Origin of the sequence: Nonomuraea sp. NPDC049714, from assembly GCF_044465295.1 — a bacterium.
Classification (GTDB): domain Bacteria; phylum Actinomycetota; class Actinomycetes; order Streptosporangiales; family Streptosporangiaceae; genus Nonomuraea.
In genome coordinates this window covers 1,076,150-1,097,212 of sequence record NZ_JBITLM010000001.1, presented here as the reverse complement: position 1 = coordinate 1,097,212, position 21,063 = coordinate 1,076,150, and the positions used below count along the sequence as shown (strand labels likewise).

At 71.4% G+C, this 21,063-nt stretch carries 23 protein-coding genes; 17 read left to right on the top strand and 6 right to left on the bottom strand.

What is annotated here, in order from left to right:
• Positions 1 to 2 precede the first annotated feature (2 nt).
• Both ACIBQX_RS05250 and ACIBQX_RS05245 read right to left on the bottom strand, forming a co-directional pair.
• On the bottom strand, positions 3 to 1,364 hold the full coding sequence (locus ACIBQX_RS05250; RefSeq protein WP_397000790.1) for a glutamine synthetase family protein: 1,362 nt from the start codon (positions 1,362 to 1,364) through the stop codon (positions 3 to 5).
• A 39-nt stretch (positions 1,365 to 1,403) separates the two neighbouring features.
• Entirely contained in the window at positions 1,404 to 1,565 is a 162-nt protein-coding gene (locus ACIBQX_RS05245) for a hypothetical protein (protein ID WP_397000788.1), read from the bottom strand.
• A gap of 258 nt (positions 1,566 to 1,823) precedes the next feature.
• Here ACIBQX_RS05245 and ACIBQX_RS05240 point away from each other — a divergent pair, with 258 nt between their 5' ends.
• The gene (locus ACIBQX_RS05240) at positions 1,824 to 2,450 is read left to right on the top strand and encodes a MerR family transcriptional regulator (protein ID WP_397000786.1); all 627 of its coding nucleotides are present in this window, start codon (positions 1,824 to 1,826) and stop codon (positions 2,448 to 2,450) included.
• Here ACIBQX_RS05240 and ACIBQX_RS05235 read toward each other — a convergent pair.
• Positions 2,447 to 3,088 (bottom strand): TIGR03085 family metal-binding protein, encoded by a 642-nt coding sequence (locus tag ACIBQX_RS05235; RefSeq protein ID WP_397000784.1) that lies wholly within the window; start codon positions 3,086 to 3,088, stop codon positions 2,447 to 2,449. The genes ACIBQX_RS05240 and ACIBQX_RS05235 overlap by 4 nt on opposite strands.
• A 52-nt stretch (positions 3,089 to 3,140) precedes the next feature.
• Here ACIBQX_RS05235 and ACIBQX_RS05230 point away from each other — a divergent pair, with 52 nt between their 5' ends.
• Both ACIBQX_RS05230 and ACIBQX_RS05225 read left to right on the top strand, forming a co-directional pair.
• The gene (locus ACIBQX_RS05230; RefSeq protein WP_397000782.1) at positions 3,141 to 5,000 is read left to right on the top strand and encodes an ABC transporter ATP-binding protein; all 1,860 of its coding nucleotides are present in this window, start codon (positions 3,141 to 3,143) and stop codon (positions 4,998 to 5,000) included.
• Positions 4,997 to 6,796 (top strand): ABC transporter ATP-binding protein, encoded by a 1,800-nt coding sequence (locus tag ACIBQX_RS05225; protein WP_397000780.1) that lies wholly within the window; start codon positions 4,997 to 4,999, stop codon positions 6,794 to 6,796. The genes ACIBQX_RS05230 and ACIBQX_RS05225 overlap by 4 nt, the downstream gene beginning before the upstream one ends.
• A gap of 18 nt (positions 6,797 to 6,814) precedes the next feature.
• Here ACIBQX_RS05225 and ACIBQX_RS05220 read toward each other — a convergent pair whose 3' ends face one another.
• Positions 6,815 to 7,201, bottom strand: coding sequence for an ATP-binding protein (locus tag ACIBQX_RS05220; protein WP_397000778.1), 387 nt, complete (start codon positions 7,199 to 7,201; stop codon positions 6,815 to 6,817).
• Positions 7,194 to 8,060 carry an MEDS domain-containing protein gene (locus ACIBQX_RS05215; RefSeq protein ID WP_397000777.1) on the bottom strand — a complete coding sequence of 289 codons (867 nt, stop codon included), beginning with the start codon at positions 8,058 to 8,060 and terminating at the stop codon, positions 7,194 to 7,196. The genes ACIBQX_RS05220 and ACIBQX_RS05215 overlap by 8 nt, the downstream gene beginning before the upstream one ends.
• Positions 8,061 to 8,179: 119 nt before the next feature.
• On the opposite strand from ACIBQX_RS05215, the gene ACIBQX_RS05210 reads away from it, so the two are divergent.
• The 14 genes from ACIBQX_RS05210 (at position 8,180) to ACIBQX_RS05145 (ending at position 18,959) form a co-directional block, all read left to right on the top strand.
• Positions 8,180 to 8,515: an STAS domain-containing protein gene (locus tag ACIBQX_RS05210; protein WP_397000776.1), complete on the top strand. Its 336-nt coding sequence runs from the start codon at positions 8,180 to 8,182 to the stop codon at positions 8,513 to 8,515.
• A 48-nt stretch (positions 8,516 to 8,563) separates the two neighbouring features.
• Positions 8,564 to 8,938 (top strand): phosphoribosyl-AMP cyclohydrolase, encoded by a 375-nt coding sequence (hisI, locus tag ACIBQX_RS05205; RefSeq protein WP_397000775.1) that lies wholly within the window; start codon positions 8,564 to 8,566, stop codon positions 8,936 to 8,938.
• Positions 8,939 to 9,541, top strand: coding sequence for a Trp biosynthesis-associated membrane protein (locus ACIBQX_RS05200; RefSeq protein WP_397000774.1), 603 nt, complete (start codon positions 8,939 to 8,941; stop codon positions 9,539 to 9,541).
• Positions 9,542 to 9,731: 190 nt separating this feature from the next.
• The gene (locus tag ACIBQX_RS05195; RefSeq protein ID WP_397000773.1) at positions 9,732 to 10,346 is read left to right on the top strand and encodes a CD225/dispanin family protein; all 615 of its coding nucleotides are present in this window, start codon (positions 9,732 to 9,734) and stop codon (positions 10,344 to 10,346) included.
• 5 nt (positions 10,347 to 10,351) lie between these two features.
• Complete coding sequence (locus ACIBQX_RS05190; RefSeq protein WP_397000772.1) at positions 10,352 to 10,783, top strand: DUF2752 domain-containing protein; 432 nt, start codon at positions 10,352 to 10,354, stop codon at positions 10,781 to 10,783.
• Between the two features lie 120 nt (positions 10,784 to 10,903).
• Positions 10,904 to 11,743, top strand: a complete 840-nt coding sequence (gene trpC, locus ACIBQX_RS05185; RefSeq protein ID WP_397000771.1) for an indole-3-glycerol phosphate synthase TrpC — start codon at positions 10,904 to 10,906, stop codon at positions 11,741 to 11,743.
• A 20-nt stretch (positions 11,744 to 11,763) separates the two neighbouring features.
• Positions 11,764 to 12,987 carry a tryptophan synthase subunit beta gene (gene trpB / locus ACIBQX_RS05180; protein WP_397001548.1) on the top strand — a complete coding sequence of 408 codons (1,224 nt, stop codon included), beginning with the start codon at positions 11,764 to 11,766 and terminating at the stop codon, positions 12,985 to 12,987.
• Between the two features lie 122 nt (positions 12,988 to 13,109).
• A complete protein-coding gene (gene trpA / locus ACIBQX_RS05175) occupies positions 13,110 to 13,910 on the top strand; it encodes a tryptophan synthase subunit alpha (RefSeq protein WP_397000770.1) in 801 nt (266 codons plus the stop codon).
• A 453-nt stretch (positions 13,911 to 14,363) separates the two neighbouring features.
• Positions 14,364 to 14,924: a MauE/DoxX family redox-associated membrane protein gene (locus ACIBQX_RS05170; protein ID WP_397000769.1), complete on the top strand. Its 561-nt coding sequence runs from the start codon at positions 14,364 to 14,366 to the stop codon at positions 14,922 to 14,924.
• Positions 14,890 to 15,642, top strand: a complete 753-nt coding sequence (locus ACIBQX_RS05165; protein WP_397000768.1) for a DsbA family protein — start codon at positions 14,890 to 14,892, stop codon at positions 15,640 to 15,642. The genes ACIBQX_RS05170 and ACIBQX_RS05165 overlap by 35 nt, the downstream gene beginning before the upstream one ends.
• 26 nt (positions 15,643 to 15,668) lie before the next feature.
• Complete coding sequence (lgt, locus tag ACIBQX_RS05160; RefSeq protein WP_397000766.1) at positions 15,669 to 16,853, top strand: prolipoprotein diacylglyceryl transferase; 1,185 nt, start codon at positions 15,669 to 15,671, stop codon at positions 16,851 to 16,853.
• Positions 16,850 to 17,554 (top strand): VIT1/CCC1 transporter family protein, encoded by a 705-nt coding sequence (locus tag ACIBQX_RS05155; RefSeq protein WP_397000764.1) that lies wholly within the window; start codon positions 16,850 to 16,852, stop codon positions 17,552 to 17,554. Before lgt ends, ACIBQX_RS05155 begins: the two co-directional genes overlap by 4 nt.
• Positions 17,551 to 18,366, top strand: a complete 816-nt coding sequence (locus tag ACIBQX_RS05150; protein WP_397000762.1) for a hypothetical protein — start codon at positions 17,551 to 17,553, stop codon at positions 18,364 to 18,366. The genes ACIBQX_RS05155 and ACIBQX_RS05150 overlap by 4 nt, the downstream gene beginning before the upstream one ends.
• The gene (locus tag ACIBQX_RS05145) at positions 18,366 to 18,959 is read left to right on the top strand and encodes a hypothetical protein (protein WP_397000760.1); all 594 of its coding nucleotides are present in this window, start codon (positions 18,366 to 18,368) and stop codon (positions 18,957 to 18,959) included. Before ACIBQX_RS05150 ends, ACIBQX_RS05145 begins: the two co-directional genes overlap by 1 nt.
• 458 nt (positions 18,960 to 19,417) lie before the next feature.
• On the opposite strand, the gene ACIBQX_RS05140 is transcribed toward ACIBQX_RS05145, so the two are convergent.
• A complete protein-coding gene (locus ACIBQX_RS05140; RefSeq protein ID WP_397000758.1) occupies positions 19,418 to 20,950 on the bottom strand; it encodes a bis-aminopropyl spermidine synthase family protein in 1,533 nt (510 codons plus the stop codon).
• Positions 20,951 to 21,063: the final 113 nt, after the last annotated feature.

The following is a 21,063-nucleotide window of genomic DNA, read 5'->3' as shown; positions in this document are numbered from 1 at the left end:
CGCTAGAAGACACGCAGGTGGTGGAAGAGCTCGTAGGAGGCGTCCTCGGCGCCGAACGCGGTCGCCTCCGAGCGCTTCACCGCCAGATAGGCACGGCGGCGCAGCGGCCCCAGTGCCTCCATGAGCACCTCGTCGGCCTCCAGCGCGTCGAGTGCCTCGCCGAGCGATGACGGCAGGCGCTGATAGTGACCCGGGCGCGTGTCCGGGTCGACGTCCACCGGCTCGCCGGGGTCGAGCTTGCGGCGGACGCCGTCGAGGCCGGCGTGGATGACCGCGCCCAGCGACAGGTAGGGGTTGGCCGAGGAGTCCGACGGCTTCAGTTCCAGGTTGGGCTCACCGCTCGCACCCAGCGGCGAGCAGACGCGTACGGCCGCCTCCCGGTTGTCGGGCCCGTGGACGGCGTAGGCGCCCGCCCAGGACCGGGGCGCCAGCCGGCGGAAGCTGTTGACGCTGCCACAGGTGAGCGCGGTCAGCGCGGGCAGGTGGGCGAGCAGGCCGCCGACGAACCACTCCCGCACGTCGCTGTCGCCGCCGAAAAGGTTATGGGATTCGCTCCACAGGGATAGGTGCAGATGGGCCCCGTTGCCCGCCTGATCGGCCAGCGGTTTGGGGGCCAGCGAGGCCCACAGGCCCATCCGCATGGCCACGCCGCGCACGGTCTCCCGGTAGAGGACGTGGTTGTCGGCGGCACGCAGCGCGGGCGCGTGGCGTACGGACATCTCCTGCTGGCCGGGCCCCAGCTCCGGGTGACAGTGCTCGACCTGCATCCCCTGGCTCTGCAGGGCGCGCATGAGCGCGATCGTGTAGTCGTGGGCGGCGTCGAACCCGGTGCCGGCGTAACAGAGTGAGTCGTCGATCGGCGCCAGCCGGTCGAGGCCGCCGCCGGGGTCGGGCACCCGCCGCCCGAGCGTGAACTCCGGCTCGAACGCGGCCACCAGCGTGTAGCCCTCGGCCTCCAGCGTGCCGATCGCGTCCTTGAGGAAGGTACGCGGGCAGGCGGACCAGGGAGAGCCGTCGGGCAGCCGCAGGTCCGACAGCATCGCCGCCGCTCCCGGTGCGTACGGCAGCGGAACATAGGTGGACGGGTCGGGAACGATGCGCACCTCGCCCACCGGACCCATGTCCTCGACCTCCTGGAGCTGGTCGAGCATGTTCATCGCCATCATGGCCACCGTGTGCCCGATGCCGGTGTCCAGCCGATCCGCGAGCCGTGCCCGGGACGCCGCCTTGCCACGGATGACACCACCGTGGTCGGCATACAGGAATCGGATCAGCTCGACCTCTTCGACCTCGGCTCGCTCGCGGATGCGGGTGAGGCCGGGATCGGACGGGCCGGGCTTGGCGGTGCCTGTACGATCTCTCATCCTGCCTGCGTAACACGACCGGGCAGGCAGGACCAAGGATCAGGTCAGAACATTGGTGAAGAAGACAGCCAGCTGATTGGCTCCATTGACGATCCCGTCGAACACACCGTTGACCGCGGCGGCCGCGTCGGCCGGCCGGGTGAACAGGTAGAAGACCACGAACGCGACAGCCACGTACGTGATCACCTTCTTGACCTGCATGGGGGGCCTCCTGCAGTCCATTCCCAGCCGTATATACCCGGATCTGGGCGATCACTGGCATCTTCTGTGAAGATGTTTTTGATCATAACCGGGGGGCGTGTTTCCTCAGCCATCGTACGGCCTGAGAACGGGACGGGAGCGCCTTCTCCGCCGAAGGTTCGGTGATCTGTCCGCCGCGACGGGCAGGAGTTGGATAGCTCCACTATCGATAGCTACACTCTCCAGTCACTACTTTCATGGGGGGTCTCGGTCGTGCGCATGGCGGACCTGAGTGCGGCCACAGGGGTTCCGGTCCCGACGATCAAGTACTACCTCCGGGAGGGCCTGCTGCCTCCTGGCCGGCCGCTGGGCCGCAACCAGGCCGAGTACGGCCCGGCACACGTCAAGAGGCTGCGGCTGGTGCGAGCCCTCGCCGACCACGCGGGCCTCAGCATCTCCGCCATCCGCGACCTGGTCGGCCACCTGGACGATCCCGGCGTCGCCCGGACCGAGCTGCTCGGCGTGGCCCAGGGGACCGTCACGGCGCGCGACGACGCGCGCGACGGCGAGCACGTCCGGCAGGCCGAGCGCCTCGTGGCGGACCTGCTGGCCCGCCGGGGATGGGCCGGCACCGCCGGCCACCAGGCCGCCCGGACCCTGGCCGGCGTGTTCGCGAGCCTCCTGGAGCTGGGTCTGGACGACATCCTGGGCGCGCTGGACGACTACGCCGACGCCGCCGAGACGGCCGCCGGAGTGGACCTGCGGGTGCTGGGCGACGTGACCGACCGGGAGCGGGCCGTGGAGGTCGTGGTGATCGGCACGCTGCTCGGTGACACGCTGCTGGCGGCGATGCGCCGGCTGGCGCAGGCCCACCTGTCGGTGGAGACCTACCGGGCGACCGGCTAGACCCCGAAGCCGGTGGTCTTCAGCCGGGCGATCGCGTCCGGGTCGCCGGCGTACTCCACCCGGGCGTGCGCCTGGCGGCCGAAGCAGAACAGCAGCAACTCGCCCGCCCCGCCGATCACCTCGACCTTGGGGCCCTCCTGCGCGCCGCCGAGCACCACGGCCCGCGCGCCGCCCGCGCCGGGGTGGTGCAGCACCACGCCGACGGGGGAGCGGCGCAGCATCATCTTGGCCCCGGCGGACACCCGCTTCCAGATCAGCCGCTCGAAGTCGGCCGGCAGCTCGCGGGGCTCCCAGGAGGGCTGGGCGCGCCGTACGTCCTCGTGGTGGACGAAGAACTCCAGGGTGTTGACCGCCGTGTCGAGGAACGGCAGCACGCCGTAGACTCCGCCGGGCTTGCGAACCAGGGAGACCAGCTCGGGGAAGGCGTGCCTGGCCTTCAGGCGCCGCTGCACCGAGGCGGTGTGACCGGCCAGCGCCCGCACCGCGATGCCGGGCATGGCGTCCGGCCTGCGCTCGCGCAGCACCAGATGCGCGGCGAGGTCGGCGGTGTCCCAGCCCTCGCACAAGGTCGGGGCGTCCGGGCCCAGCCGGTCGAACAGGTCGCACAGTGCGGCGCGTTCGCCACGAGCGTGAGTCACATCGCAACCCTACCCGTGGGGAATAAGTCATTGATCAGACGTGATTGTCAGTATGTGGAAAATTCGGCTCTGGAAGGAAACACACCGAGTGACGAATAAGGTCACCTCGGCCGTCATGCGTCAGGGACTCCGCGTCCTTGGGGTGGCCATCCGCACCGAGAAGGCGGTGTTCGCGTCGGCCGTCGTGGCCAGCGCGCTCTACGGTGGCATGACCGTGGCCTCCGCATGGGCGCTCGGCTGGGCAACGCAGAACGTCATCATCCCCACCTTCGGCAAGGGCGAGATCGCCGCGGCCGCGCTCTGGACCGGCGTGTTCCTGATCATCGGCACGGCGCTGCTCAAGTCGATCGGCATCGCCGGCCGGCGCATCTTCGCCGGTGTCATGCAGTACCGCATGCAGGCCCGCTCCCGGCGCGACGTCACCAAGCAGTACCTGCGGCTGCCGCTGGCCTGGCACCAGCGGCACCCGACCGGGCAACTGCTGTCCAACGCCAGCTCCGACGCCGAGGCGGCGTGGGCCCCGCTGGCGCCGCTGCCGATGGCCGTCGGCGTGGTCGTCATGCTCGTCACCGCGGCGGTCGGCATGCTGATCACCGACCCCGTGCTCGCCCTGGTGGGCTTCCTCGTCTTCCCGGCGATCGCCGTGCTCAACCTCGTCTACCAGCGCAAGCTCAGCCCGCTGGTCACCCGGGCGCAGCAGCTGCGCGCGGAGGTCAGTGAGATCGCGCACGAGAGCTTCGACGGCGCGCTCGTGGTCAAGACGCTCGGCCGCGAGGACCTGGAGACCGAGCGCTTCCGGCGGCGCGCGCACGAGCTGCGCGACGCCAACGTCGCCGTCGGCCGGGTGCGCGGCATGTTCGACCCGATGCTGGAGGCCCTGCCCACGCTGGGCGTGCTCGCCGTCCTGGGCGTCGGGGCGATGCGCCTGTCCACCGGCGACATCGTCTCCGGCCAGCTCGTGCAGATCGCCTACCTGTTCACGCTGCTGTCCTTCCCGATCCGCGCGCTCGGCTGGGTGCTGGCCGAGCTGCCGCGCAGCGTCGTCGGCTGGACCCGGGTGCAGGCCGTGCTGGAGGCCGAGGGCTCGATGGCCTACGGCGAGGCGGCCCCGGACCGCGACGAGCCCGCCACCCTGGCGGTCTCGGACGTGTCCTACTCCTACGGCGAGACCGAGGTGCTGCACGACGTCACCTTCGACCTGCCGCCCGGCCGCACCGTCGCCCTCGTCGGGCCCACCGGCTCCGGCAAGTCCACCCTGGTCCAGCTTCTCGTCCGGCTGGTCGACCCCGACACCGGCCGGGTGCTGCTCGACGGCACGGACCTGCGCGAGCTCGCCTACGGCAAACTCGCCGAGTCGGTGGCCCTGGTGCCGCAGCAGACGTTCCTGTTCGACGACACCGTGCGCGGCAACGTCGCGCTCGATCTGAGCATGCCGGACGAGCAGGTCTGGGCGGCGCTGCGCGTGGCCCAGGCCGACGGCTTCGTGAGCGGCCTCGGCTCCGGGCTCGACACCCGCGTGGGGGAGCGCGGCACGTCCCTGTCGGGCGGCCAGCGCCAGCGCCTCGCGCTGGCCCGCGCGATCGCCCGCCGCCCTCGCCTGCTGATCCTCGACGACGCCACCTCCAGCGTGGACCCCCAGGTGGAGGCCAGGATCCTGTACGGCCTGCGGGACCGGGCCGAGGCGTCCACCGTCGTGGTCGTCGCCTACCGGCTGGCCACGATCGCGCTCGCCGACGAGGTCGTCTACCTCGACCGGGGGCGGGTGGCCGACCGCGGCACGCACCAGGAGCTGCTGGAGCGCTGCCCCGGCTACCGCAACCTGGTGACCGCCTACGAGCGCGAGGAGGCCGTGCGCGCCGCGCTCGACGCCGACGCCGCGCTCGGACTCGAAGAGACAGAGGTCAGCGCATGACCGTGGAGATCGCGCCGGAGCAGGAGCGCATCGGCGCCGGGGCCGGCGGCTCGGCCTGGGCCACCATCCGCCGGGGACTGGCGTTGACGCCCGAGTTCCGCAAGGGACTGGTGGGCACGCTCGCCCTGGCCGTCATCGCCACCCTCGGCAAGATCATCGTACCGATCGCGGTGCAGCAGACGATCGACACCGGGATCGGCGACGGCGCCCCCGACATGCCGTACATCACCCGCGCGGTCGTGCTCTGCGCGGCCGCCGTGATCCTGACCGCCCTGGCCGCCTATCTGATGAACGTGCGCCTGTACAAGGCGACGGAGGCCTCGCTGGCCACGCTGCGGGTGCGCGGCTTCCGCCACGTGCACGACCTGTCGGTGCTCACCCAGAACACCGAGCGCCGCGGCGCCCTCGTCTCCCGGGTCACCAACGACATCGACCAGATCAGCACCTTCATGCAGTGGGGCGGGCTGATGATCATCGTGGCGTTCGGCCAGCTCTTCGTGGCCAGCGTGCTGATGATCATCTACTCCTGGCAGCTCACACTGCTCGTCTGGATCTGCTTCATCCCGCTGATGATCGCCCTGCCGCGCTTCCAGCGCTGGCTGTCGCGGGCCTACACCGTGGTCCGCGAGCGCACCGGCGACATGCTCGCCGCCGTCAGCGAGTCGGTCGTCGGCGCCGCCGTCATCAGGGCGTACGCCACCGAGCGGCGCACCGCCGAACGCATCGACAAGTCCGTGGACGCCAACAAGGCCGCCCAGGTCAGGGCGCAGACCATCGTCGGATTCGTCTTCCCGCTGACCGAGATCGTGGCCGCCGTCGCCATCGCCGGGATCGTCGTGCTCGGCGTCCGGCTCGGCGTGTCCGGCGACATCTCGGCCGGGCAGCTGATCGCCTTCCTGTTCCTCATCACGCTGTTCGTCTCCCCGCTGCAGACCGCCACCGAGGTGCTGAACGAGGCCCAGAACGCGGTCGCCGGCTGGCGGCGCATCCTCGGCGTGATCGACACCCCGGCGGACGTGGCCGACCCCGGCGACGACGGCGTCGAGCTGCCGCGCGGCCCCATCTCGGTGGCCTTCGAACAGGTGCACTTCTCCTACCCCGGCGGCCCGCCCGTGCTGCGGGAGCTGTCGGTGCGGATCCAGCCGCGCTCGCGCGTCGCGGTCGTGGGCGAGACCGGCTCGGGCAAGACCACCTTCGCCAAGCTCCTCACCCGGCTCATGGACCCCGTCGGCGGCCGGGTCACGGTCGACGGCCACGACCTGCGCGACGTCCGCTTCTCCTCGTTGCGGGCGCGCATCGTGATGGTCCCGCAGGACGGCTTCCTGTTCGACGGGACGCTGGAGGAGAACGTCAGGTACGGCAAGCCGGCGGCCACGCGCGAGGAGATCGGGCTCGCGCTCACCGAGCTGGGCCTGGCCGACTGGCTCGACGGCCTGCCGGCGGGCCTGGACACGCCGGTCGGCCAGCGCGGCGAGTCACTGTCGGCCGGTGAGCGTCAGCTCGTCGCGCTGGCCCGCGCCTACCTGGCGGACCCCGACCTGCTGCTGCTCGACGAGGCCACCTCGGCGGTCGACCCGGCCACGGAGGTGCGCTTGGCCCGCGCGCTCGAAGGGGTCACCCGCGGCCGCACCGCCGTCTCGATCGCCCACCGGCTGTCCACCGCGGAGAACGCCGACGAGGTGCTGGTGTTCGACGGCGGCCGCCTGGTCCAGCGGGGGCCGCACGCGGAGCTGGTCGACGAGCCGGGGGTGTACGCCGACATGCACGCCTCCTGGGTGTCGGCGGCCCACTCCTGACCGCGCGCCTGCCGGCGTTCAGGTCGCCGCCGCGAAGGTCACCCTCGTGCCGCCGGGACCCGACACGATCGTGACCTGGTCGCACAGCAGACGGGTCAGCCACAGCCCCCTGCCGCCGCCCTCGAACCCGGACGGCGGCGGGGTGGTGCTGCTCCAGCCGAGCGGCAGGCCGGGGCCGTCGTCGGTGACCTCGCACCACAGCCGGTCGTGCTGCCACCACAGGCGCAGCCGCCCGCCGCCCCCGCCGTGCAGCACGGCGTTGGTGGTGATCTCGTTGACCGCCACCACGAAGTCCTCCAGGCCCCTGCCGGTCAGACCCTCCCTGGCCGCCCGCTCGCTGACGGTCCTGCGGAGCAGGGTGATGTGCCCCCGCGAGAAGCTCGCGCAGAGCACCTGCCTACGCATCGTCCACCGGGCGGATGTCGATGACGCCGTCCGCTCCGATCCGGTGCAGCAGCCTGGCCATCGGCTCGCCGCACCGCAGCACCGTCCGCCCGTGCGGCCTGGCCGTGGCCGTGGCGACCAGGAGCTGGGCCGAGCCCGCGTCGATGAAGTGGAGCCCGGCCGCGTCGATCACCACCTCGCCCGCCTCCTGGCGGAGCGGCATCAGGATGGTGGAGAACGCGTGCCGGTTCGTCAGGTCGACCTCGCCCCACAGCCGCAGGCCGGCGGGGTGGTGGCGGCGCTCGTAGCGGAGCGCCGCCTGGTCGGGCGAGATGGGATGCACGCAGCCCACCCGGTCGATGGCCTCGCGCGCGAACAGCGCCCGGTCGTACTGGCAGACCGCGGCCAGCCACCGCCGGCCGAACAGCTCGTTGGTGGCCGCCTCGAAGGCGATCTGCCCCGGCGGGTCGTGCGCCCCCCACGAGGCGTCGATCAGCGTGTAGACGCCGTGGCGGCCCTGCCGGCGCGCCTGCTCGCCGGCCTCGGTCAGGCAGGTCAGGGCCCGGCCGGAATCCAGGCGGCCGCCGGTGAAGTGCGTCGCCGTGCTCGCGCGGATCTCGATCTCGCCCGCGGACTCGGCGGCGGCGAACCCCGGCACCAGCGGCGCCAGCCACGCACGGGTCCGGCCGGGGGAGTCGGCGTGCGTGATGATCAGCACATTCGCCCGCCTGCGCAGGCCGTTCAGGGTGAACGACCCGGTCGCCGCCCGGCGCTCCTGTTCGCCGCGGAACGGCAGGCAGACGTGGTCCCCGAAGTCCGGATCGAGGACGGCGTCGGCGGCGGGTAGCACGATGGCGTCCTCCTTACCAGACGTTTCCATGCGTTTGCCATCCGGAGGATTATCACGTTCCGCGTTCTCTGTAAAACGCAGTGTGATAGACCCTGGAAGGTGTAGCTTCATCTGGAGCCGCCTTGTGGCAGGGGCGTGAGGAGCATGACGTGGACGAGCTGCAGATGACGCGTCGACGCTACGGGGAGCTGGTGGTGGTCAGCCTCGCGGGCGAAGTCGACGCGGACAATGTCTCCAAGGTTCGCAAATGCCTCGAAGAGGCGGTGGAGACGCACGGACCACGTCTCGTCGTCGACATGAGCAGCCTCACCTTCATTGACACGACAGGGCTGGGCATGCTGGTGCGCCAGCTCGCCACCCTGCAGGACCGCGACGGCACCATGGCGCTCGTCGCCCCCGACGGCCAGGTGCTGCGCCGGCTGCGCAGGACCAACCTCGCGCCGCTGTTCCCCATCTACGACACCCTGTCCCAGGCGCTCGACTAACGGCACCGCCGCCGCCGGACCACTCCTGCCGCCTGGTTGAATGACGACATGTCCCTTGACGCCAGGATCGCCGCGCGGCTCAAGCGCGACGGCAACGGGCTGGTGCCCGCGATCGTTCAGCAGCACGACACCGGCGAGGTGCTCATGCTCGCCTGGATGGACGACGAGGCGCTGCATCGCACCCTCACCACCGGCAGAGCCACCTACTGGTCGCGCAGCCGCGGCGAATACTGGGTGAAAGGCGATACCTCGGGGCACGTGCAGCACGTCAAGGCCGTCTCGCTGGACTGCGACGGCGACACCGTGCTGCTCAAGGTGGACCAGGTGGGCGCCGCCTGCCACACGGGCGACCGCACCTGCTTCGACGCCGACCCGCTGACGCCGGTCCAGGGCGGCGTCACGGCCGCGCGCGCGGAGCGCTAGATGGCCACGCGAATGGCCCCACAGCGCGACTCCGGGCGGGGGCGCGGGCGGTGGACCTGGCCGGCCGTCACGGCGGCCGGCTGCCTGCTCGTGCTGCTCGCCGCGGGCCGTGCCTGGGTGACGAACGCGCGCGATCCCGGCGGCCTGGCCGAGATGGCGGCGCCGACGGGCGGCGACCTCAGCCCCGTGCTGACACCGCTCGCGCTGGCGGGCCTGGCAGGCGTGGTGGCCGTGCTGGCGGCCAAGGGCCTCGGCCGCCGCCTCATCGGCGCGCTGCTGGCCCTGTGCGGGCTGGCCGCCGCCCTCGGCACCTGGACGGCCACCGACGACGCCGGCGTGCGGACCTGGCTGCGCGAGCACCATGTGCTCGCCGGCACCGCCTCGGCCACCTGGGACACCGTCGCGCTCTGGCCCGTCCTGGCCGGTCTGGGGGCGGCGCTGATGCTCGCGGGCGGCGTCGCCGCCGTCGCGTGGGGCGGCAGGTGGGCGGGCATGTCGGACCGGTACGAGCGGACCTCCGCCCCGGCGGCGCCGCGCCCGGCCGACGACCGCGCCCTGTGGGACGCGCTCGACCGGGGGGACGACCCCACCGCGTCGCGCTAGCTTCCCTCGACGCGTACTCGTCAGGCATCGAGCAGGTTCCGGCTTCACCTGGGACAACGTGCGGTCACGCAGACGTGCAGGCAGGTTACAAGTTGTTCGCAAGGCGAACGTTGTTGCATGTCGTCCAAGGTTTGTCGCTAGGCTGCCGCGCGCAAGTCAGCGCAAACATGACGACATAGGAGTCTTACGGATGAGTTACGGAAATCAGGGCGACGGCGGCTACGGGTCGCAGCCTCCCGGTGGCGGTTACGGTCAGCAGCCCCCGAGTGGCGGCGGCTATGGGCAGCAGCCCCCGAGCGGTGGCGGTTACGGCCAGCAGCCGCCCAGCGGTGGCGGTTACGGCCAGCAGCCCCCGAGCGGTGGCGGCTATGGCCAGCAGCCGCCCAGCGGCGGTGGCTATGGCCAGCAGCCCCCGAGTGGCGGCGGTTACGGTCAGCAGCCCCCGAGCGGCGGTGGCTACGGCCAGCAGCCGCCGAGCGGCGGCGGCTACCCGCCCCCCGGCTACGGAGCCCAGCCTCCCGGTGGCGCGCCCCCGGACAACCACCTGGTCGCGGCCATCCTCACGACCTTGTTCTGCTGTCTGCCGCTCGGTATCGTGTCGATTGTCAAGTCGTCGCAGGTCAACCAGAAGTGGCAGTCCGGCGACTACCAGGGCGCCATGGAGGCCTCCGAGGAGGCCAAGACCTGGTGGAAGCGGTCGCTGATCTTCGGCGCCATCGCCTGGGTGCTCATCGTCGTGGCCTACGTCCTGTTCTTCGTCATCATCGCGGCGAGCGTCTCGACCATTCCGACCACCACGTACTGACCACCATGACGAACGCGAACCTCGAACGGCGCGGCACCGACCGCCTCAGGTCGGTGCTCGCGCCGCTCGGCGTCGCCGCGGCCACGGGAGCGGTCTTCGCGGTCGTCGGCGTGATCGACCCCAACGAGCCGGGCCACTACCCCACCTGTCCCTTCCTGTGGGCGACCGGTCTGTACTGCCCGGGCTGCGGGACGATGCGCACCATCCACGCCCTCGCCCACCTGGACCCGGTGACGGCGATCGGCCTGAACCCGCTCGCCCTGGCCATGGTGCCCTTCCTGCTGTTCTGGTGGGGGCGCTGGCTGGTCAACGCCTGGCGGGGCAGGCCCCGGCGCACGACACTGGCGCATCCCGCCTACCTGTGGGCGTTCCTCGCGCTGGTCCTCGTGTACTGGGTGGTGCGCAACCTTCCCTTCGGGGCGTTCCTGGCGCCGTAGCCGCGCCCCTGTGACCCGAAGCCCTCCCCGGGCCGATACCATCGCAAGACAAGGCCAGGAGCGGACGCGACGCGAACTCCTGGTCTCCACCCCCACTGTCGACCGGAGGGACCCCAAGCGGTGAGTGAGCGGACCGAAGGACCGAGTGTCCTCGACGACATCCTCGACGGGGTGCGCGCCGACCTCGCCACACGGCAGCAGACCGTGTCGCTTGACGACCTCAAGCAGCGGGCCGACCGGGCTCCCGCGCCCCGAGACGCGCTCGCCGCCGTCGGCGGTGACCGGGTTTCGGTGATCGCCGAAGTGAAGCGTTCGAGCCCGTCCAAGGGCGCGCTCGCCGCCATCGCCGACCCGGCGGCGCTCGCCGCCGACTACGAGGCGGGTGGCGCGCACGTCATCAGCGTGCTCACCGAGCGGCGCAAGTTCGGCGGCAGCCTGGACGACCTGGCCGCCGTCCGCGCCCGGGTGGACATCCCGATCCTGCGCAAGGACTTCATCCTCACCTCCTACCAGCTCTGGGAGGCCAGGGCCCACGGCGCCGACCTGGCGCTGCTGATGGTCGTCTGCCTGGAGCAGGAGGCGCTGGTGTCACTGATCGAGCGGGCCGAGTCCATCGGGCTCACCCCGCTCGTCGAGGTGCACACCGAGGAGGAGCTCGACCGGGCGGTCACCGCCGGCGCCCGCGTCATCGGGATCAACGCCCGCAATCTGAAGACACTCCAGGTCGATCGGGATGTCTTCGCCAAGCTGGCGCCCAAGGTCCCGGATAATGTCATCAAGATCGCCGAATCAGGCGTGCGCGGGCCGCACGACCTGCTCGCCTACGCCAGGGCAGGCGCCGACGCCGTCCTGGTGGGGGAGAGCCTGGTCACCGGCAAGGACCCGCGCAAGGCCGTGGAGGCGCTGGTGACCGCCGGCGCCCACCCGGCGACCCGCCCCGACCACGGAGCAGAGGGATAGCAGTGGCACACGAAGGCTCCATCTTGACGGCCGCCGACCTGGCGGGCAACGGCGTTCACGGCGACGACCCCGACGTGCGTGGCAAGTTCGGCATCTTCGGGGGCCGTTACGTGCCCGAGGCGCTCATCCCGGCGCTCGACGAGGTCGCCGCGGTCTACGCCACGGCCAAGAACGACGTTCAGTTCCTGCGCGAGTTCGACCACCTGCTGCGCACGTACGCCGGCAGGCCGACCACGCTGACCGAGGTGCCGCGCTTCGCCGAGCAGGCGGGCGGCGCGCGGATCGTGCTCAAGCGCGAGGACCTCACGCACACCGGCGCGCACAAGATCAACAACGTGCTGGGCCAGGCGCTGCTGACCAAGCGGCTAGGCAAGAAGCGCGTGATCGCCGAGACCGGCGCGGGCCAGCACGGCGTGGCCACCGCCACCGCGGCGGCCCTGCTCGGCCTGGAGTGCGTCATCTACATGGGCGCCGTCGACTGCGAGCGCCAGGCGCTCAACGTGGCCAGGATGAAGCTGCTCGGCGCCAAGGTCGTGCCCGTGACCAACGGCTCGCAGACGCTCAAGGACGCCATCAACGAGGCGTTCCGCGACTGGGTGACCAACGTCGACACCACCCACTACCTGTTCGGCACCGTCGCCGGGCCGCACCCGTTCCCGGAGATCGTCCGCGACTTCGCCCGCATCATCGGCGTCGAGGCCCGCCGCCAGATGCTGGAGCTGACCGGCGCCCTGCCCACCGCGATCTGCGCGGCGGTCGGCGGCGGCAGCAACGCCATCGGCATCTTCCACGCCTTCATCGGCGACGAGGCCGTCCAGCTCCACGGCTACGAGGCGGCCGGACACGGGCTCGACAGCGGCGAGCACGCGCTCACGCTCACCGCGGGCTCGGTCGGCGTGCTGCACGGCTCGCGCACCTACGTGCTGCAGGACGACGAGGGCCAGACGATCGAGTCCCACTCGATCTCGGCCGGGCTCGACTATCCCGGCGTCGGCCCCGAGCACGCCTGGCTCAAGGACAGCGGCCGCGCCACCTACCACGGCGTCACCGACGACCAGGCCATGTCCGCCTTCTCGCTGCTGGCCAGGACCGAGGGCATCATCCCGGCCATCGAGTCCTCCCACGCCCTCGCGGGCGCGCTGGAGCTCGGCCGGGAGCTGGGCCCCGAGGCGACCATCCTGGTCAACCTCTCCGGGCGTGGCGACAAGGACATGGGCACGGCCATGAAGTACTTCAATCTCTGACGACCCTGACCGGGTCGGCCGCCCCGCGAGCACGCCGGGCGTCCCCCACCGCCGTCGCGGTGGGGGACGCGGCGATCGGAGCCCGGGGAGGCGGGGCTCGACGATGTGAGAACGGACGACCAATGACGACTCTTCAGACGGTGTTCGCCAAGGCGAAGGCGGACAACCGGGCCGCGCTCGTCGGCTACCTCCCGGCGGGCTTCCCGTCCAAGGACGGCGCCATCGCCGCGGCGACGGCCCTGGTCGAGGCCGGGTGCGACGTCATCGAGATCGGCCTGCCCTACTCCGATCCGCTCATGGACGGGCCGACCATCCAGGACGCGGTGCACCGCTCGCTGCTCAACGGCACCCGCATCGCCGACGTCATGCGCACCGTCGAAGGGGTCGCCGCCACCGGCGCGGCCACGCTCGTCATGACCTACTGGAACCCGATCGACCGCTACGGCGCCGAGCGGTTCGCCCGCGACCTGGCGAGCGCGGGCGGCGTCGGCACGATCACGCCGGACCTCACGCCGGAGGAGTCCGAGCCGTGGCGCACCGCGTCGGCGGCGGCGGGCATCGACACCGTCTTCCTGGTGGCGCCCAGCTCCACCGAGGAGCGCATCAAGGCCGTCGTCGACTGCTGCACCGGCTTCGTCTACGCCGCCTCGCTGATGGGCGTCACGGGCGCGCGCGAGACCGTCAACGTCGCGGCCGAGGACCTGGTCAAGCGCACCCGCGCGCACACCGACCTGCCGGTCTGCGTCGGCCTGGGCGTCGGCACGGGCGCGCAGGCGTCCCACGTCGCGGCCTACGCCGACGGCGTCATCGTGGGCTCGGCGTTCATCCGCCGCATCCTGGACGCTCCCGACGAGGCCGCGGGCTACGCCTCGATCGCCGAACTGGCCCGCGACATGTCCCAGGGCGTCCGCTCCCGCGCCTGACTTTGTTCAGGGGTTCGTTGCGGTTTCCGGGGTTAAGTACGGTTTCGGGCTTCGGTACGGTTTCGGGCTTCGGCAGGCCACCTGTGGGGCTCCGGGCGCGACTTGCGGGTTCGGTGACCTTTCCGCGGGTTCGGATGCGGCTCCCGGGGTTCGGTGGGCTTCCTGATTTCGGGTACAACGTCGGGATGCCCTGCGTGGGCCACCTCGACGTGCTCCGCCGCGTTCGCCGGTGACTCGTACGGGCTTTCGGGACTTTCTGGGTGTGGTCATGGGCGCTCCAGCCGGTGCCGCCGGCTGGACGCCGGGTTTCCGCGTCCAGCGGAATGCTGACCTTACGCAGTTCGGAGGCAGGCCCGGCCGGGAAACGCTCCTTAACCGACTCTTATCTCAAGCGTGATCGGATAGGACCCGGATACTGTGCGGCTACCGGCACAGAGGAAGAGGAGATGCCCCGTGAACGCGTCAGTGGCGTCACAGAGCGCGAGATCAGCGATACCCTGGGTCACGACCGTTGCCAGGTTGGTCCTGGGCGGGGTGCTGATAGCGGCCGGAGGCCTCAAAATCGGCAACCCGGCCGACTCCGTGGTGGCGGTCAGAGCGTACGAACTGCTGCCCGAGCAGGTGGCCACGGCCGCTGGTTACGGCCTGCCTATTGTGGAGGTAGTGGTCGGGGTGCTGCTGATCGTGGGCCTCATGACCAGGGTGGCTGCCGTCATCGCCGCGCTGCTCATGTTCGCCTTCGTGTTCGGCATCGCCTGGGCGTGGGCTCACGGGCTGCGCATCGACTGCGGCTGCTTCGGCGGCGGTGGTCAGCTCGGTGCCGGGCAGGAGCCGACCTACCTGCTCGACATCGTGCGCGACTTCGGCCTCGTGCTGCTGGGCGCCTGGATCGTGCGTTTCCCGCCGGGACGCTTCGCGTTGGACCGGCCACTGGGCTTGGCGGGTGCGGAGCACCTGCTCGACGAAGAGGAGAACGGTGATGAGCAAGGGCGGCCGGGCGAAGTCGGCGCGTGACAAGATCAGGGAGCAGCAGGCCGCCGACCGTGCGCGGGAGCAGCGTAAGCGTGTGGTCACCTACATAACGGCGGGCGCGGTGGCGCTGGCCGCCGTGGGCGCGGGCTGGTGGTACACCGCGAGCAGGTCACAGTCGGAGGTGGCGGGAGAGTCGCTGGCGCCCACGACGGTGCAGGCCGACGGGACGGTGGTGATGGCCAACCCCGGCGTCAACGCGCCGGTGCTCGACATCTACGAGGACTACCAGTGCCCCGCCTGCAAGGAGCTGGAGCGGGTCAGCGGCCCGACCTTCAAGAACCTCGCTGCCGAGGGCCTGGCGAAGGTGGTCTACCACCCGATCACGATCTTCTCCCAGGAGCCCACCAAGTCCAACTCGGTGCGGGCCGGAGCCGCCGCCCGCTGCGTGGCCGACGGCAAGCAGTGGGTGGCCTTCCACGACATTCTTTACCGAAACCAGCCCAGCGAGACCGTCGAGGGCTTCACCACCGACCAGCTCCTGGCCTGGGGCAAGGAGGCCGGCGTCACCACGCCCGGCTTCGAGGCCTGCGTCACCTCGCAGAAGCACGCGCAGGCCCAGCTCGACCACAGCAAGCGAGTCATGGCCGATCAGCAGCTGCAGGGCACGCCGACCATCAAGCTCAACGGCGAGCCCATCGACAACGGTGTCGCCGCCGCGCCTCAGGAGCTTCGCGATACGGTCACCGAGGCCGCCAAGTAGCTCAGCGTCCGCTACTCTCACCTGACATGCCCCTAGCCTCGATTCCCAGCCCTTCCCAGGGGGTCTGGTATCTCGGATTCGTGCCGATCCGGGCTTATGCCCTGTGCATCGTGCTCGGTGTCGTCCTCGCCGTCTGGCTGAGCGAGCGCCGCTGGCGTGCCCGCGGCGGCCAGCCGGGGACGATGATCGACATCGCCGTGCCCGCGGTGATCTTCGGTCTGATCGGTGGACGTCTCTATCACGTCATCACCGACTGGCAGACCTACTTCGGCGCCCGCGCGATCAAGGAGCCTTACCAGGCCCTGTTCATCTGGGAGGGCGGGCTCGGCATCTGGGGCGCGGTCGCGCTCGGCGGCGTCGGCGTCTGGCTGGCCTGCCGCCGGCGCGGCCTGTCGCTGAGCGCGGTCGCCGACACGGTCGCGCCGGGCATCGCCTTCGCGCAGGCCATCGGCCGCTGGGGCAACTGGTTCAACCAGGAGCTGTACGGCGCGCCCACCACCCTGCCGTGGGGCCTGGAGATCGACGTGCAGCACGGCGGGGAGCCCGGGGTGCTCTATCACCCGACCTTCCTGTACGAGTCGCTGTGGAACCTGGCGCTCGGCATCGCGCTGATCATCATCGGCAAGCGGCTCGGGCTGCGGCACGGCCGGCTGTTCGCCCTCTACGTCGCCGGCTACACCCTGGGCCGCTTCTGGATCGAGGGGCTGCGCATCGACCCGGTCGGCGGGGTCGACCACGCGGTCGAGTTCTTCGGGCTGCGCATCAACCAGTACACCGCGATCGTGCTCTTCGTCGGTGCGCTGATCTACTTCTGGGTCACCAGGAACAAGACGGGCGAAGAGTCCGTCATCGTCGACGGGGACGCCGATCCCGCCCATCCGTCGAGCCTCGCGGACTCCGAGCACGAGGTCGCGACCTCGACGGCCACCGCGGCGGACTCCTCCGAGAAGGAGGACAAGCCGGAGAAACCCGCGGGCGAGAAAGAGGCCGAGACCGAGGCGCCCGTGGCCGGGTCGGTTTCCGAGCCCGAGCCTAAGGCCGAGTCGGTTTCCGAGCCTGAGCCTAAGGCCGAGGCCGAGTCGGTTTCCGGGTCCGGGTCCGGGTCCGGGGTCGAGTCAGAGTCCGGGGCCGAGTCCGGGGTCACCTCCGAGTCCGGGTCCGAGCACGAGGTCAAGGCTTCAGGCGTGCCGGAGGAGAAGAACTCGCGATGAACGGCCGCGCGGAGAGCCACCACCAGCATCGCGACGTCACCGGTGGCTGGCTCAGGCCGTCGGTGTTCGGCGCGATGGACGGCCTGGTGTCGAACTTCGCGCTCATCGCCGGTGTCGCCGGCGGCACCTCCGACACCAAGGTCATCTCGCTCGCGGGCGTCGCCGGGCTCGCGGCGGGCGCGTTCTCCATGGCCGGCGGCGAGTACGTCTCCGTCGCCAGCCAGCGGGAGCTCGCCCAGGCCGAGATCGCCGTCGAGGCCGGCGAGCTCGACCGTCACCCCGAGGCCGAGCTGGAGGAGCTGGCCCAGGTCTTCATCGGCAGGGGCGTCGAGCCCGCGCTGGCGATCGAGGTGGCCAGGCAGATCTCCCGCGACCCCGAGCAGGCCCTGGAGGTTCACGCCCAGAACGAGCTCGGCGTCGAGCCGGGTGACCTGCCCTCGCCCAAGCTGGCGGCCATGTCGTCGTTCCTGGCGTTCAGCGTGGGAGCCGCGCTGCCGCTGCTGCCGTACCTGTTCGGCGTCGTCAGCCTCTGGGTCTCGGCCGTGCTCTCGTGCGCGGCGCTGTTCATCGCCGGGGTCATCGTCTCCACCGTGACCGCGCGAAGCTGGTGGTACTCAGGGCTCCGGCAGCTCGTGGTGGGCTCGGTGGCGGCCGCGCTCACGTTCGCGCTCGGCAACGCGATCGGGGCGTCCGGACTGTGAGCGGCAGCAGGCCCCGCAAGCGGCGTCGTCCGCCCCGCTCCGACTGGGAGCTGCCGCTCCTGACGCACTGGGGCTTCCGGCCGAAGCAGCAGCGGCTCCTCGTCATCATCGCCACCGCCGCGAGCGTCCTCGTGGGCGCCGTCGGGCTGGTCGCCGTCATCGGCTCGCTCGGCAGCTACACCCCCGAGCGTCAGGCCAGCGCCGCCGCCGTCGTCCGCTCCGGCGCGGCGCTGCCGCGCGACTTCCAGGGGTGGACCTCGCCCAAGCTGTTCGCGCCGATCTCGGACCGCGCCAAGGACACCGCGCCGCTCACCGCCAAGGAGGTCTTCGGCCAGAAGACCCTCACCGGCGAGAAGAAACTCTCGCTGCGGCTCGTCAGCCGGAAGCTCGACGCCGACTGCTCCGCCGCGCTGTGGGGCGAGGACCTGATCGAGCAAGTGACGAACGCGGAGTGCACACAGGCCGTCCGCGGCCTCTACCTCAGCTCCGACCGCCGCTATGTCGGCCAGTACACCCTGCTGAACCTCCGTGACGGCGAAGCCGCCGCCGAGCTCGTCGAATCGCTCGAAACCCTGCACCGGGGCGGCTGGACCCTGCCGCTGGAGAGCACCAAGGCGGCCTATCCCGCGGGCGGCTACACCGAGGCGGGCGCCTACGCCCTCGGTCACTATGTCGGCCTCGTCTGGATCGGCAGGGCCGACGGCGCGGAGCCCACCGCCAGGGACGACTACGTCTCCCTCGCCCTCACCCTCAGGGGCGCCGAGAAGGCCGTCTACCGGCGGGTCGTCGCGATCACGGGACCGGCCTCCTGATGGCGCGCCGTCTCACCGTCTCCCTGGTGGCCGCCGCGCTCGCCGTGGCGGTCGGCGGCGCCTGGTTGTGGTTCGGCCGCGACCTGCCCCGCCCCGCCGCCCTCCGCGCCGAGCCCACCTCCGCCCTGTACGCCCTGGTCGACTCCCGCCAGGCCGACGCCGCCCCCGTGACCGTGGCCGAGATCTTCACCCCGGGCACGCAGACCCTCGGCGACCTGACCAGGGAGGCCGTGGAGGAGCTCGCCGACTGCGACGACGCCCTCTGGGGCGCCTCCGCGCCCGGCTGCACCCAGGCCCTGCGAGCCACCTACAGGGGCTCGTCCGTCGCCGGCCAGTTCGTCATCTTCAACCTCCCGGACGGCCGCACCGCCGACGCCCTGGTGGCCGCCCTGCGCGCGGACGGTTTCGTACGGCAGGCGACGCCGTTCGACCCGGCCCGGAGTCGCGCCGAAGTCCGCGCCCTGGGCCACTACGTCACGGTGAGCTGGCTGGGCGCCACCACCGCAGCGCGAGGCACCGACCTGGTCCGTCCCCTCATCGCCCTCGACGCCCTCGGCAACGCGATCCAGGCCCGCGTCCTGGCCGCCACCTGAGCCGACCCGCTGACCGCGTGTCCTGCGTGTCGTGGGGGCCGCATGGCCGGGTATTCGCCCCTTGGACGGTGAAGCAAGCGCCGTGACGGCGAGAGATCATCCCACCCTCGGGACACGCCGTCAGCGCGCCCGATGGTGGGCCGGAGGCCGGTGTTCCCTGGGCCGCGCCGTACACAATGTCGCCCTCAGCCAACAGCGCGTCGCGCGCTGGGACGGCGGCACGCCGAGCTGAGGCCGGCGGGACGGGGGCGGATGGCTACCAGGCACGGCGCGGCTCTTTGTGCCGTCAGGAGGTGAGGGGAGACATCCATCCGGGCTTGGGGAGGGCGGGATTCGGTGGTGCGGTGCGGCGTGGATCTCAGGTCAGGGGATGGCGGGTCAGCGGGTTAGACGGATCAGCGGGTTGGGCGGTGCGGTGGGACGCCGACCTCCGCTGGGGATGGTGGGTTGCTGGTGAATCAGGTGGTGGTGGTGAGGGCGTGGATGGTGGTGGTGACCTGGGCGGGGAGGGAGGCCAGGTGGTGGAGGGGGGTTTCCAGGGGGGTGAGGTCTTCGGCCCAGGGAGCGGCCTGGCGGATGAGGGTGCGGGCCTCGTTCTTGGTGAGGGTGGAGCCCTGGGCGCGGGCCAGGGAGATGAGGGCCTCGCGCCAGGTGTTGGCGAGTTTGGCGTGGCCGTGGTCGAGGATGCGGCGCAGCACCTGGTCCTCGGGGTCCGCCGGCTGGGGGCGGCGGGTGGCGTGCAGGACGGTGCCGTCGGTGGTGCAGTCGTAGACGGTGGTCAGGACGGCGGGGAGGCGGGCCGGGGGCTCGGTCAGGTGGAGGTCGACGTGGGTGGCGCGGGTGGCGAGCAGGAGACGGGGGATGGCGCTCTCCAGGCCGGCGGGCACGGCGACGGCCACGCTGTCGAGGGTGGCCGCGTAGGGCTTGGTCAGCCAGGTGGTGAGCTTGGCCCTGGGCTGGGGGAAGGACTTGGGCCAGTCGCCGACGAGGAGGTCGGCCGTGGAGGTGGCGGGCTCGGCGCCGGTCCGGGTGGACTCGATCGACTGGGGGCCCTGGGTGTAGATGGCGGTGACGGCACGGTCGAGGCGGGCGGCCGCGGCGGGGCGGGTCTTGGTGGTGGGGCGGAGGATGTAGAGGTCGGCGGCGGACCCGATGGCTTCCGCACCGAAATATCGGTTGAAATCCGGGTATATGGCGTCGAAAGTTAGGTTCAACGCCGAGAGCGAATTTTGCACTTTGAGGGCCAAGGCCGGGGTGCGCTCGCTCGCGCCGTAGGCGAGCAGGATCCGGCCGTCGTCCTTCAGGCCCTCGATCGCGCGGGCGGTGAACAGGCTGATGCCCTCAGGGGTGTACGGCGGATCGGTGATGGCCAGGTCGTGGTCACGGGCCGACGGGGGCAGGGTGAGGCGCAGGTCCGCCCAGCGGGTGCGGACGCCCAGGTCCTGCTCGTCGATGTAGGCGAGGATGCGCTCGTCGACGTCGACCACCGTGACGTCCGTCTCCGGGTGGACGAGCTTGACCGCGAGCGAGGTGAGGTCGTGGTCGCCCACGCAGAGCAGCCGGGCGCCCGGCAGCCAGAACCGGGCGCCGAGCAGCAGGGCCCTGCGCAGGACGGTGTCGGGGGTGGCCGCCACGTGGTCGAGCGTGTGCCGGGCGCGCGGCGCCTTGGCGATGAGCTCGCCCAGGCGCTCCAGCACCGGCCCGTAGTGGGACAGGAGGTGGGCGACGGGGTCCTCGGGCGGCGGGGCGACGGCCAGCAGGTCCTGGTAGTCGGGGGAGTGCGTCGGCGGCACCCGGAACCGGTCGCCGGAGCGCTCCAGGCGCAGCTCCCGCAGCAGCTCCTCGATCGTGCGCCTGGACGTGGCGCTCTGCCTGACCAGGTCGGCCAGGGTCCACCACTGGCCGTCGCAGAGGAGGGTCAGGGCGTGCCTGAGCCTCCTGCTGTCCGCCCCGGCCGCATCCAGCAGGCGCTCCACCCCGTCACGCTCCATGGGGCAACCCTATCGAGCGGCTCCACGTCCGGAAGCAGCCCAGAAGCCGACCAGAATGTGCGGAAATGTGGTGAATGTTCGCTGGGTGGACGTGGCGGGCACCATTCTGGCAG

Bases quoted from the DNA above. Each gene is read 5' to 3' on its own strand.
- ACIBQX_RS05250 (WP_397000790.1), bottom strand. From the start codon at position 1,364: ATGAGAGATCGTACAGGCACCGCCAAGCCCGGCCCGTCCGATCCCGGC.
- ACIBQX_RS05245 (WP_397000788.1), bottom strand. From the start codon at position 1,565: ATGCAGGTCAAGAAGGTGATCACGTACGTGGCTGTCGCGTTCGTGGTC.
- ACIBQX_RS05240 (WP_397000786.1), top strand. From the start codon at position 1,824: ATGGCGGACCTGAGTGCGGCCACAGGGGTTCCGGTCCCGACGATCAAG.
- ACIBQX_RS05230 (WP_397000782.1), top strand. From the start codon at position 3,141: ATGTGGAAAATTCGGCTCTGGAAGGAAACACACCGAGTGACGAATAAG.
- ACIBQX_RS05225 (WP_397000780.1), top strand. From the start codon at position 4,997: ATGACCGTGGAGATCGCGCCGGAGCAGGAGCGCATCGGCGCCGGGGCC.
- ACIBQX_RS05220 (WP_397000778.1), bottom strand. From the start codon at position 7,201: ATGCGTAGGCAGGTGCTCTGCGCGAGCTTCTCGCGGGGGCACATCACC.
- ACIBQX_RS05215 (WP_397000777.1), bottom strand. From the start codon at position 8,060: ATGGAAACGTCTGGTAAGGAGGACGCCATCGTGCTACCCGCCGCCGAC.
- hisI (WP_397000775.1), top strand. From the start codon at position 8,564: ATGTCCCTTGACGCCAGGATCGCCGCGCGGCTCAAGCGCGACGGCAAC.
- ACIBQX_RS05200 (WP_397000774.1), top strand. From the start codon at position 8,939: ATGGCCACGCGAATGGCCCCACAGCGCGACTCCGGGCGGGGGCGCGGG.
- ACIBQX_RS05195 (WP_397000773.1), top strand. From the start codon at position 9,732: ATGAGTTACGGAAATCAGGGCGACGGCGGCTACGGGTCGCAGCCTCCC.
- ACIBQX_RS05190 (WP_397000772.1), top strand. From the start codon at position 10,352: ATGACGAACGCGAACCTCGAACGGCGCGGCACCGACCGCCTCAGGTCG.
- trpA (WP_397000770.1), top strand. From the start codon at position 13,110: ATGACGACTCTTCAGACGGTGTTCGCCAAGGCGAAGGCGGACAACCGG.
- ACIBQX_RS05165 (WP_397000768.1), top strand. From the start codon at position 14,890: ATGAGCAAGGGCGGCCGGGCGAAGTCGGCGCGTGACAAGATCAGGGAG.
- lgt (WP_397000766.1), top strand. From the start codon at position 15,669: ATGCCCCTAGCCTCGATTCCCAGCCCTTCCCAGGGGGTCTGGTATCTC.
- ACIBQX_RS05155 (WP_397000764.1), top strand. From the start codon at position 16,850: ATGAACGGCCGCGCGGAGAGCCACCACCAGCATCGCGACGTCACCGGT.
- ACIBQX_RS05145 (WP_397000760.1), top strand. From the start codon at position 18,366: ATGGCGCGCCGTCTCACCGTCTCCCTGGTGGCCGCCGCGCTCGCCGTG.
- ACIBQX_RS05140 (WP_397000758.1), bottom strand. From the start codon at position 20,950: ATGGAGCGTGACGGGGTGGAGCGCCTGCTGGATGCGGCCGGGGCGGAC.